Raw genomic sequence first — 11,402 nt, forward strand, 5'->3', positions numbered from 1 at the left:
TTATTTCCTTTCTCATTATAACGGACAAATTTGCCATGAAAAATAGTATCACCATTTCTAATAACATATTCAGATATATCTGTTTGTTTCGTATCGGGGATTATATTCTTTTAAGGAATATACTTTTTCATCTTTAAAATGAAAAAACACTAATAGACAACTTAGTATTATAATAGTTAATAGTAATATTATTTTGTATTTTCTATTCATTCTCTTTTCTAGCTATATCAATTCACGTTAACTTCGAAAGAAATTGTATCCTTAAGTGTTGGAGTAATTTTATCCTCAAATTCGTATTTAACGATTGCTATAATTTTGTTTTTCCCCTTTTTGGTTATAATTTCTTCTACATCAATTCCTATTGGTGGTTTCTTTGTGATAATTCTTTTAACTTTTTCATTGTCAATACTTGTATTTTGTATTTTAAGACTACGTTTTGCTTTTGGGATATTTGCTAATAAATATTTATATTTTAATGTGTCGCCGACTTTTAAGACTTGCTCATTTTTAATATTATGTAGCTTATTATGAGTTAATTTACGTTGATACACTTCTAACATTGGATAACCACTATACTTTTTTACACCTTTTTCATCATAGCTGATAATAAAAGAAGATTTACCAAAATCATCATAAATAACATATTTTTCAAGTAAGCCTTTAGGATTATAAAAAAAGCTTTCTTCAGTGATTTTGCTATTTTTTCTGTAATGAACACATTCTATTTTGCCACTATCATAGTAGTATGAGCAAATACCATTTGGTTCATTATTTAAAAATTGTCCTTCTGCTATTTTAATTCCCTTCTCGTTATAATTAATAAATTTTCCATTAAAAATTGTATCTCCATTTCTAAGAACATATTCTTGAATACCTGATAAACTTCCAGAGTGATTATATTCTTTCAAAGTATGTACTTTCTCATGCTTAAAATAAAAAATTAATGCTACAAGAAGTATAAAAAAAGTGGTAACTAATATTATTTTATTTTTCATTATTTCTTTTTTTGTTGTTTTTCATAAATGTCTTTTCTTATATATTCATTTTTATTTGGATCGTTTTGATCATTAACAATCTGAATATATTCCATTTTTTGGGACGTAGCCGGATTTTTCCTTTTTTTATCTGCTTCTTCAATTGCAGATTTCGCTGCTTTTATTCCATTAGCCCCAAAATCAACAGCATTTATAAAATCATCAACTTTGTCTTCCTGTGTTGGTTTTCCGCCATTTGTTCCTTTTCCTTTTGGTTTATTGCCTCTTACCTCAAATGCAAATATAGTAGTAAGGGCTTCAAATAAACCTCCAAAATCAATCCAGGTAACATTTCTTCCGCCTCGTGGTAATGCACTTGGATTTTGAAAACCTCCTCCGTCAGAAAATGCAATTCCTCCACTAAAAAATGAGGATTTTTTTTTTCTTAAAATTATAAAGAACTTCTCCGTTATAATATATTTTTTTGGTCTCACCATCTAATAATATTCTGTTACCGTTACCAAAGGTTTTCCCCCAAGTATGTCCTAAATTAGAATAGTGATTAATTTCAGCTTTTCCGTCAAGCCAGATTATTTGTCCTGTTATTTTATTTCTATACCAATCAAACGGAGTTCGTCCGTAAAAATCGACTACTCGCAATAAATCTCTGTTATAAGCTGCATAAGATGTATATTGTCCCAAATCGTCATCTTTTGTAAAAGTACTATAATTGGTAAAATCATTAAAATTGTCAAACATGGCGTGTATATATTTTGTAGGTTATTACTTATTTTTAGCAATAATAAATATAAAATAATTCTTACGCAATGTTATCTAATATATTAACATAATTGGTGTTAAAACAAAAAAGAGACCCGAAAGTCTCTTTTTGTAATTAATATATATCTTATAAAAGATTATTTCCCTTTTATGAAATTTTCTAAATATTCAATTTTCTCTTTATCTGCTTGAAGCAAACGTTCGTAAAGCTTTTTGTTTTCTTCGTAAGCTTCAATTAATTTGTCTAAAGGATTGAAAGTGCAATTGTGATTAACTGATGCTGTTGGTCCGCTATTAATCACTGCTCCTTCATAATTATTTTGAATATTGTTCAGAACTGTTTCATCATTATAATTTTTAATTGCTTCCGCAGAAACACCTAAAACTTCAGCAATTGCATTTAGTTTTTCTTCATCAACATTTTCGCTTCCTTCAATATTAGAAACAGATTGCTGGCTTACACCAATTGCAATCGCAAGTGCTTCTTGTTTCATGCCTCGAAGCTCTCTTATTCGGCTAATATTTCTGCCAATATGTTTTGGTTTTGCTGTTGTGTTCATAAGTCAAAGATATTTAAAAATTCTGTAAAATTTTTCTGGTTTGTGAAATACAATCGCCAATTGTGATATACAATCACTTTTGGTTTGCTACTACAATTATCTATAGGTTAATTGCGGCCGTAAACAAAAGTACGATTTTTAATACAGAATAAGTAAAAAAGAGATATTCTGTAAGTGATTACAATAGTCGGACATTTAAGTTAATAACACAAATCAAAAAAAACAGAATGATTATGGGAATACATGAAATCAAACAAAACGAGAATCTAAAAAAAATAATTGCTCCGTATTTCAACACCTTAAAACGGGATGATAAATCAGAATTGTATACGGCTCAAATAAAAATGCTGGATTATTATGAGCTTGGCTGTGTTATAACCAATATGCTAAAAATGTGTGTTTTGACGCTTGATCAGGATAAACAGAAAATTTTAGACACAAACAAAAGTTCTATTAATGTGGCACTGATTTTAGAAATGGTACTTGAAATGTTTCCTTTGGAAGAATTTGAGCTGTTAAGTAAAATCAATCAATTGGTTATTACAGATTCGTAAAATCCCGGTTTAATACAAGCATTTCACTTGAATCTTGAATAACGATGATAGTTCTGAGAAATAGTGCTAATAATGAACATAAAGAAGTAAACCTTGCAATTTGTGAATTTCTTGTGTTTTATCAAGAAGTTACAAGTTGTACATTAAGATTTGTAGTAACAAGACAAATCATATAAAATTATACAATTTGTATAATTTTGCTTATATTTGTGTAATGAAAATTTAGCTTAAATGAATGTAAAAATATTAAAAATAGAAGGTAATGTTTTGGTTAATGCTAAAATTTCAGATTCGAGATTATTAAAATTAGAATTACCGTCAGTAGCTAATGGCTGGAGATTTAATTTTAACAAGCACTCAAAAAAGAAGGGTTTTGAAACATATATTTTGGTATCTGAAGAAACTTCTGAAAAAATTGAAGGCTGTTTGATTTTTGAAATGAAAGAAAAGATGGAACCTTATATGGCTTATGTTGAAATTGCACCTCATAATAAAGGAACGGTAAAAAAGTATGATAATATTGCAGGTTGTTTGATTGCATATGCCTGCAGGTTAAGTTTTGCAAAAGGAGAAGGTGATTTTGAAGGCTATTTAGCATTTGATGTTTTGGAAGAAGACAAAAAAGACGAAATTAAGTTAATGACATTATATTCTACAAAATATAATGCTTTTAAATATGGAGATACCTCTATGATTATTCCACCAGAAGGAGGTCAGAAATTAATAAATGAATTTTTAAATCAATGAATATGAAAACTAAAGAAATTCAAATTGAAGATATTTGGAATGATAAGAAGAAAGTGGAATTAAAAAAAGCGATATTGGCTCATTCTGCTACTCAATCTAAAGAACAAATATTAACTAATCGATTACTTTCTATTCAATATAAACTAGAAGATTATATTCAGGATGAAAGTGAAAATAGCGAAGTTTTAAAAATTCTTGATTTTGTAAAAATGTATCTTAAAGCACTTGATCTAACGAAGAAAGAATTGGCTGCCTATTTTGAAATGCGAGACAGCAATCTACATAAATATCTTTCAGGAGAAAGAAAGCTAAATGCTAAATTAGTTCTAAAGCTAAGTACATTTTCTCATACAAAGCCTGAGCAATGGTATAGAGTTGAAGTAAAGAATGAGTTAATAGAGTTAAATAAAGAGAAAGAAAACGTAGAATACTATAAAAAATTCGATTATCGTAATCTAGTCGGAATATAAAATTAGTAGTTTTTTCAAATTCTTTTTTTGAATAATAATTTTTCTTTTTCAAAAAAACATAAAAAAGCCAACAGAGTAAAGTCGAAATTAATTAATAACTACAACAACTTCGACCTCACCAGTTGACATAATAAACAAAAATTATCTACAATAGAAAACATAGGAAACACGAACAGTATTTTTGTAATGGGAGAAATCAAGCATAGTACAGCTCTGGAGTTTTAATATTTTTTTTCACGAATTTCTACCAATTTTCACGAATTAATTTAAACACAATGATTTGTGTAAAATTGTAGAAATTCGTGGTAAATAAAACATTTGATCAAATTAATCTGTGGCATGTTTTATACAATATTATCCTAAAATAAAATGTATTTTTGACGTTTTAGATCAATAATCTAAAATCGTTAATCTACAATCTAAAATATCAAAATGAACTGGGAACAACTTTTATCACTCAAACGCCAAGGCGATACAAGCAAAAGATTACGTGTAGAACAAGATGACACCAGATTAGGTTTTGAGGTTGATTATGACAGGATTATTTTTTCGGCAGCGTTTCGATCATTACAGGATAAAACACAGGTTATTCCGCTTTCTAAAACCGATTTTGTTCATACAAGACTTACCCACAGTTTAGAAGTTTCTGTCGTTGGTCGTTCTTTGGGACGTTTAGTTGGTAAAAAAATAATTGAGAAATATCCGCATCTAAAAGAAATTCACGGCTATCATATGAATGATTTTGGTGCCATTGTAGCTGCAGCTTCTTTGGCACACGATATTGGGAATCCGCCATTTGGACATTCTGGCGAAAAAGCAATTGGAGAATATTTTTCGATAGGAAAAGGATTAAAATATAAAGATCACTTAACAGCCAAACAATGGCAGGATTTAATTGATTTTGAAGGTAATGCAAACGGGTTTTCAGTACTGACGGCAAGTCGCCCGGGAATCGAAGGCGGACTTCGAATTTCGTACGCTACTTTAGGAGCTTTTATGAAATATCCAAAAGAGAGTTTACCAAAAAAGCCAACAAATGATATTGCAGATAAAAAATACGGTTTCTTTCAGACTGATAAATCGTTTTTTGAAGAAGTAGCAAAAGATATGGGAATGATCGCCAATAAATCAGGAGACGATATTGGTTACGAAAGACATCCTCTAGCTTATCTTGTTGAAGCTGCAGATGATATTTGCTATACTATTATTGATTTTGAAGACGGAATAAATTTAGGCCTTGTATCTGAAGATTATGCTTTAGAATATCTTATTAAGCTGGTAAAAGATAATATTGGCGTTTCTAAATATAAACTGTTAGAAACAAAAGAAGACAGAATTAGTTATTTGCGTGCTTTGGCTATTGGCGCTTTGATTAATGATGCTGTTGATGTTTTTATTGAAAATGAAGAAGCTATTCTGGCGGGAAAATTTCCTTTTGCTTTAACAGATAAGAGTAAATATAAAGCACAGATGAATGATATTATCAATTTAAGTGTTGAAAAAATCTATCAAAGCCGCGAGGTTATCGAGAAAGAAATTGTGGGTTATGAAATCATCCAGACTTTATTAGATAAATTTATAACGGCATTTAATAATAAAAATGAAGGAATGGCATCAAACTATGATAAGCTAATTTTGAAAATGTTGCCGGAAAAGCATCAATTAGAAAAAGAAAATTTATACGAACGTTTACTTCATATTTGTCATTATGTTTCGTTGCTAACAGACGGAAATGCGTTAGAATTATTCGAAACCATTAACGGAAGAAAGAAAAATTAATAGACCTTAATTTTAGTTGATCTCAAAAAAATAACCCATAAAACTATATTTTATGGGTTATTTTTTGCTCAATATCGAGCTATTTATTGAAAAGCGTAAACTAAACCTACGCCTAAAACTTGTCTTAACTGCGCTCTTGGTCCGTCGTTTACCTGAGAAGTAGATCCTGTAACAGGGTCAACAACATCGACTTTAGTTTTGATATCATCATCATAAACCAGATGAATCCCAATATTTGCTTTTACATAAGCATTCACAACCAGATCTAAACGAGTATCATAATCTACGTCGACGTTACCAAACTTATTTAAATAGTCTGTATATAAACTTAATCTGTTTTCGTAGAAAATGTTTTTGTAAATCTCACTTTTCATATATCCGGTTAATAAAATACCAAATTCGGCTTTTACTTTCTGTCCGTTTTCGATTAGAATTTTATTATTCGGATCTAAAGGATCTGTCATATAAACCGCTTTTTTAACACCAAAAGATCCTTGATCTGCTAAGGTTTGATCTAAAACCAAAGTCGTTTTTAAAGTAATAGGAGAGAAATAAAATGTTTGATTTTTCTTTTTATCCGAGTATTCAGCTCCAGCTCCTAAAAATACATACGCCGGTGCAAAAGGTTTAGAGATTGCAATATCTCTATTTGGGTAATTATAACCGTCTGTAAATTGCGTATTGAAGTTAAATTTAGCCGAATAATACCAATTTGAAAGCGAATCTTTTCTGAATCCATAAGTTGAATTCAGCAAAACGGCATCATCAGTTTTTCTAAGCTCAGTACCGTCTTGTTTATTTAAACCATACTTTACAATAAGTTCATTTACCCATTTATGATTTCCTTTTATAAAAGTTCTTGTAAATTCGCCTTTAAACAAACCTGAAATCGAACTTGTTCCCCCGGCGCTCCAGTTAACAAAGGCAATTTCTGAAATATCAAAACCTACTTGGTTTTTCTTGGTCCAGTTTGATGGCGGTGGCGGTAATTCGTTTGGGGCTAAAGTCGTTTGTATAATTTGGGCAAAGTTATGTGAGGTACACAAAAGCAATAGAAGCAAAAGGGTAGAACGCAATAAATTCATTATGATTTCAGTTTTTTTTGGTGGTGCAAAATAATTATTTTGTATCGTTAGAAAAAAGATTTATCAAACTTTTAACGTCAATCTTACATAATTGTTGTAACTGATTTACCGTTCCGTGCTCAATAAACACATCGGGAACACCTAAAATTTGTACTTTATTTTTGAAATTATTTAGGGCTCCAAACTCTAAAACTGCGCTTCCAAAACCGCCATTTATGGTTGCGTCTTCAATCGTTATTATACTTTCGAAATTAGAAAATATATCATTTAATAATTTGATATCTAGTGGTTTAATAAAAGAAAAGTTGTAGTGTGCAATCGCTTCCGGATCCCGGGATTCAGCAATTGCCAAAGTCACATTATTTGCGATAGTTCCGGTAGATAAAACAGCAGTCTTTGTTCCGGATTTTAAGCACTTTCCTTCACCAATATTTATTTTCTCATAATGTCCGAAATTTTCTACTTCCCATTTTGGCAGAACGCCCCGACCTCTTGGATATCGAATCGCGATTGGATGATTTAATCCTAATTGAGCTGTATATAAAATGTTTTGTAACTCAATTTCATTAATTGGTGCATAGATAATCATATTAGGAATTGCCCGTAAATAGGCAATATCAAAAACGCCATGATGCGTTGCACCATCTTCACCAACCAAACCCGCTCTGTCTAAACAAAAAATAACAGGTAAATTTTGTAACGCCACATCATGAATAACCTGATCATAGGCACGTTGCAGAAAAGTAGAATAAATGTTGCAATACACTATCATGCCTTGCGTTGCCATTCCGGCAGCAAGCGTTACGGCGTGTTGCTCAGCAATACCAACATCAAAAGCACGTTCCGGAATTTCATCCATCATAAACTTTAATGAACTTCCTGATGGCATGGCTGGCGTGATTCCGATAATTTTTTCGTTTTTTCTGGCTAAATCTAAAATCGTCAACCCAAAAACATCCTGATATTTTGGAGGTAAATTCTCTTCAGATTTTAAATGAATTTCTCCGGTTGAAGCATCAAATTTGCCAGGTGCATGATATTTTACCTGATTTTCTTCAGCTTGTTGCAGGCCTTTTCCTTTTGTGGTTACAATATGCAGGAATTTAGGTCCTTTTATGTTTTTTAAACGGTTCAATTCTTTAATTAAAGCAAAAATATCATTACCGTCAATTGGTCCCGAATAATCAAAATTCAGAGACTTTATCATGTTATTCTGTCTGGGATTCTTACCTTCTTTTACAGCAGTAAGATATTTTTTAAGTGCGCCTACACTTGGGTCAATCCCAATTGCATTATCATTCAAAATAACCAATAAGTTGGCATCAGTTACTCCGGCATGATTCAGGCCTTCAAATGCCATTCCGGATGCGATAGAAGCATCGCCAATAACTGCAATATGTTGTTTGTTGAAATCGCCTTTTAATTGAGATGCAATTGCCATTCCAAGTGCGGCAGAAATAGAAGTAGAGGAATGTCCAACACCAAAAGTATCATAAATACTTTCGCTTCTTTTAGGGAAACCGGATATGCCATCGATTTGCCTGTTGGTATGAAAAATTTCTCTTCTTTCGGTCAGGATTTTGTGTCCGTAAGCCTGATGTCCAACATCCCAAACTAATTGATCTTCTGGCGTATTAAAGACATAATGCAAAGCAATTGTCAATTCGATTACGCCTAAACTCGAGCCCAAATGTCCTTCTTTGACAGAAACAACATCTATAATAAACTGACGTAATTCTTGGGCAATTTGAGGAAGTTGCGCTTCGGTTAATGAGCGTAAATCAGCTGGATTGTATATGTTTGAAAGTAAATTGCTTCTCATTGTAAGGTAAAAAGCAAATTTACGGTTTTAAATTTAACGTAAGGTTCAATTACTACTGTTTTACTTTTCAATTGTAATTGGTAAAGTATAAGAAGAACGAACAGTTGCATTATTCAGTTTCCCAGGAATCCAGTTCGGCGCTGTTTTTAAAACTCTAATAACTTCTTCTCCTATTTCTTTTGGAGTATTTTTAGCGATGTTAAAATTACTCAAACTGCCATCTTCTTCAACAACAAATACAACGAATACTTTTCCTTTATACTTTTCTGTTTTGTTTGGGGCGACATAATTTTTGGTAAAAAAATCATAGAACTTTTTCATTCCGTTTTCGGGAACAGGTAAAACATCCAAATCTGTTGAATTGTATATAATATGATACTTGAAGCTCCCAGTTTCTATTAAATTAGCAGGAATTGCTATTCCGGTTGTAAAACTGTAGCTATAATCAGGGTTTTTAGGCTTTTGTTTTTTAGATTCGATTTGATGTCCATAACAGGAGGAAACAGCCTCATTTTCATCTTGATTTTGCGTTGAATTGTCAACGATCTCGATTTTATCAATTCTATTTTTGTTTCCATCTTTATCAGCACAACTAAATAAAGTTGTTCCCATCGCAATAAATAAAGCGAGTAAAAACATCTTATGATACTGCGTTTGAGTATATAAAATCCGATTCGGAATTTGAATAATTATACTTTCTAATTGTTCATTTTTAAATCTTCCGCAGATTTTCTTGTCGTGATTTTGAATGAAAAAATGCTGAATTTCATTTGGTAACATCGTTGTAAAATCAACGACAGTTTTAGAGCAACTTAAACAAAAACGCCCATTATCTTTAGGGTTCATTTTATCCCAGTTTTCATGGCAGGGTTCAGGAATCGTCAATTTAAAATTTCTTTCCATTTTTTGAATATCAGAATTTAAATGTAATAAAAAATAAGTATGAAAACCTTATTTTTGCAATTATGATAAACCCCTTCACCGACGAATATTTTATGAAAAAGGCTTTGCAGGAAGCTGAAATAGCTTTTGAGAAAGGCGAAATTCCTGTTGGAGCCATAATTGTTGTTGCTGACAGAGTAATTGCAAGTAGTCATAATTTAACTGAACTTTTAAATGATGTTACGGCGCACGCCGAAATGCAATCAATAACAGCCGCTGCTAACTTTCTAGGCGGAAAATATTTGAAGGATTGTACTTTGTATGTCACGCTTGAACCTTGCCAAATGTGCGCGGGTGCTTTGTATTGGAGCCAGATTTCGAAAATTGTTTTTGGCGCCCGCGACGAACAACGCGGCTTTATGACAATGGGAACAAAATTGCATCCTAAAACAACTGTGGTTTCAGGAATTATGGCAAATGAAGCTGCCGATTTAATGAAGCGTTTTTTTGTTGAAAGACGTAAATAATGACTCAGATAGCATGACAGATTTTTCAATAATAAAAAAGCTTTTTGGTATAACTGAACCTAATGGTTTTATCGAAAATGAAATTCAGGTTGTGAAAGATATATTTGGAGAACTTCCTAAAGTCTTTATTGATTACTATACTGAATTGGGTAAAATTGAAAATCTGAATCATACTCAGGATCTATTGATTGTACCGGAGCGTTTTCAATATTATAAACATGATGATTATTTGATATTTTATTCTGAAAATCAAAAAGCATGCGTTTGGGGAATCCATAAAAATGATTTATCGAAACCTGATCCGCCGGTTTATATGAGCGAAAATGAAAAAGACTGGTATCTCGAAACAGAATCTTTAACTGAATTTTTTACTGCAATGGCGTTTCTTCAGGCAGGTTTTGGATTGCAATTTCCTGGTAATACATTTTATGAATTAGAATAGCACGATCTGGATTTTATCATCAAAAATTTCTCAGTCAAAGCAGTGTCATTTAAACAATGGCTAGAGGGAATTAAATTTTATGGAAACCATGATGATGATGTCATTGTAATTATGGGTGGTAACCAAATGTTTTACGCGACAAATTCTCAAGAACATTTTACTGAGCTGGATGAGATGTTATCTAAACTTGGAAAGTTACTTTAATAATTTTGCTTTTGTTGTATTAGAATAAATACGCCATGTAAAGGCATATAAATAAGATGAATCCGTTAAAACAGATAATATTATAAAATGTATTTTCAGAACAACCTTTTTTTAGCATCAGTATTTTTAGACTTATTGCTATTGAAAGAAGAAGTACAGTACAAGAATAAATGTGGATTCCGTTAGGATTTAAACCATTAACTAGATATTTCGAATAATCTTCATCTTTTGATTTAACTTCTGAAACAATTTTTAATAAAAATGAATATTCAATTTCTATTTCATTTTCCTCTATAAGGAAATTTTTGGTTGAAAAAGAGTGTCCTTTTTTAGTGTAGTAGTTATATGAAACGATTTCCTTGTCTTTACCTTGTCTGCTTTTTCTTGCTCTATTAGTTGAATAAGAAATAAGAATGTCTTTGGTTTTAGTCTTTGGTAGTAAATAAAAATCCATAAATAATAAAGAAATTAAAAAGGTTAATACCAATAGACTATTAATTACAAATTTTTTATTTCTTATAATAAATTCATTTTCGGAGGAATATTTTTGTGAATTGTTTGACATCATATAAAAAT

14 protein-coding genes are annotated in these 11,402 nt (G+C 31.2%); 6 read left to right on the forward strand and 8 right to left on the reverse strand.

What is annotated here, in order from left to right; genetic code table 11:
* Positions 1–227: 227 nt before the first annotated feature.
* The 4 genes from BXU01_RS11605 to BXU01_RS11620 form a co-directional block, all read right to left on the reverse strand.
* Positions 228–995 (reverse strand): hypothetical protein, encoded by a 768-nt coding sequence (locus BXU01_RS11605; protein ID WP_083693368.1) that lies wholly within the window; start codon positions 993–995, stop codon positions 228–230.
* Positions 995–1,471: a hypothetical protein gene (locus BXU01_RS11610; protein ID WP_083693369.1), complete on the reverse strand. Its 477-nt coding sequence runs from the start codon at positions 1,469–1,471 to the stop codon at positions 995–997. Before BXU01_RS11610 ends, BXU01_RS11605 begins: the two co-directional genes overlap by 1 nt.
* Entirely contained in the window at positions 1,395–1,733 is a 339-nt protein-coding gene (locus BXU01_RS11615) for a hypothetical protein (protein ID WP_083693370.1), read from the reverse strand. The genes BXU01_RS11610 and BXU01_RS11615 overlap by 77 nt, the downstream gene beginning before the upstream one ends.
* 158 nt (positions 1,734–1,891) lie before the next feature.
* Entirely contained in the window at positions 1,892–2,314 is a 423-nt protein-coding gene (locus BXU01_RS11620) for a helix-turn-helix domain-containing protein (RefSeq protein WP_083693371.1), read from the reverse strand.
* Between the two features lie 227 nt (positions 2,315–2,541).
* Between BXU01_RS11620 and BXU01_RS11625 the strand changes: the two genes are divergently transcribed.
* The 4 genes from BXU01_RS11625 (at position 2,542) to BXU01_RS11640 (ending at position 5,864) form a co-directional block, all read left to right on the forward strand.
* The gene (locus tag BXU01_RS11625) at positions 2,542–2,868 is read left to right on the forward strand and encodes a hypothetical protein (RefSeq protein ID WP_255373749.1); all 327 of its coding nucleotides are present in this window, start codon (positions 2,542–2,544) and stop codon (positions 2,866–2,868) included.
* 231 nt (positions 2,869–3,099) lie between these two features.
* On the forward strand, positions 3,100–3,615 hold the full coding sequence (locus BXU01_RS11630) for a hypothetical protein (protein WP_083693373.1): 516 nt from the start codon (positions 3,100–3,102) through the stop codon (positions 3,613–3,615).
* Between the two features lie 2 nt (positions 3,616–3,617).
* Entirely contained in the window at positions 3,618–4,085 is a 468-nt protein-coding gene (locus BXU01_RS11635) for a helix-turn-helix domain-containing protein (protein ID WP_165689782.1), read from the forward strand.
* 432 nt (positions 4,086–4,517) lie between these two features.
* Positions 4,518–5,864, forward strand: coding sequence for a deoxyguanosinetriphosphate triphosphohydrolase (locus BXU01_RS11640; protein ID WP_083693375.1), 1,347 nt, complete (start codon positions 4,518–4,520; stop codon positions 5,862–5,864).
* 83 nt (positions 5,865–5,947) lie between these two features.
* On the opposite strand, the gene BXU01_RS11645 is transcribed toward BXU01_RS11640, so the two are convergent.
* The 3 genes from BXU01_RS11645 to BXU01_RS11655 are packed head-to-tail and all read right to left on the reverse strand — an operon-like array spanning position 5,948 to position 9,674.
* Positions 5,948–6,949, reverse strand: coding sequence for a DUF3078 domain-containing protein (locus tag BXU01_RS11645; protein WP_083693376.1), 1,002 nt, complete (start codon positions 6,947–6,949; stop codon positions 5,948–5,950).
* Positions 6,950–6,983: 34 nt separating this feature from the next.
* Positions 6,984–8,771 (reverse strand): 1-deoxy-D-xylulose-5-phosphate synthase, encoded by a 1,788-nt coding sequence (locus tag BXU01_RS11650; RefSeq protein ID WP_083693377.1) that lies wholly within the window; start codon positions 8,769–8,771, stop codon positions 6,984–6,986.
* Between the two features lie 60 nt (positions 8,772–8,831).
* Entirely contained in the window at positions 8,832–9,674 is an 843-nt protein-coding gene (locus BXU01_RS11655; protein ID WP_083693378.1) for an energy transducer TonB, read from the reverse strand.
* A 62-nt stretch (positions 9,675–9,736) separates the two neighbouring features.
* Here BXU01_RS11655 and BXU01_RS11660 point away from each other — a divergent pair, with 62 nt between their 5' ends.
* Together BXU01_RS11660 and BXU01_RS11665 are read left to right on the forward strand one after the other, a co-directional pair.
* Complete coding sequence (locus BXU01_RS11660) at positions 9,737–10,180, forward strand: nucleoside deaminase (RefSeq protein WP_056245030.1); 444 nt, start codon at positions 9,737–9,739, stop codon at positions 10,178–10,180.
* 13 nt (positions 10,181–10,193) lie between these two features.
* The gene (locus tag BXU01_RS11665) at positions 10,194–10,622 is read left to right on the forward strand and encodes a hypothetical protein (RefSeq protein WP_255373750.1); all 429 of its coding nucleotides are present in this window, start codon (positions 10,194–10,196) and stop codon (positions 10,620–10,622) included.
* Positions 10,623–10,845: 223 nt separating this feature from the next.
* On the opposite strand, the gene BXU01_RS11670 is transcribed toward BXU01_RS11665, so the two are convergent.
* Positions 10,846–11,391, reverse strand: a complete 546-nt coding sequence (locus BXU01_RS11670) for a hypothetical protein (protein WP_083693379.1) — start codon at positions 11,389–11,391, stop codon at positions 10,846–10,848.
* Between the last annotated feature and the right edge of the window lie 11 nt (positions 11,392–11,402).

The organism is [Flexibacter] sp. ATCC 35103, from assembly GCF_001975985.1.
Taxonomy (GTDB): Bacteria; Bacteroidota; Bacteroidia; order Flavobacteriales; family Flavobacteriaceae; genus Flavobacterium.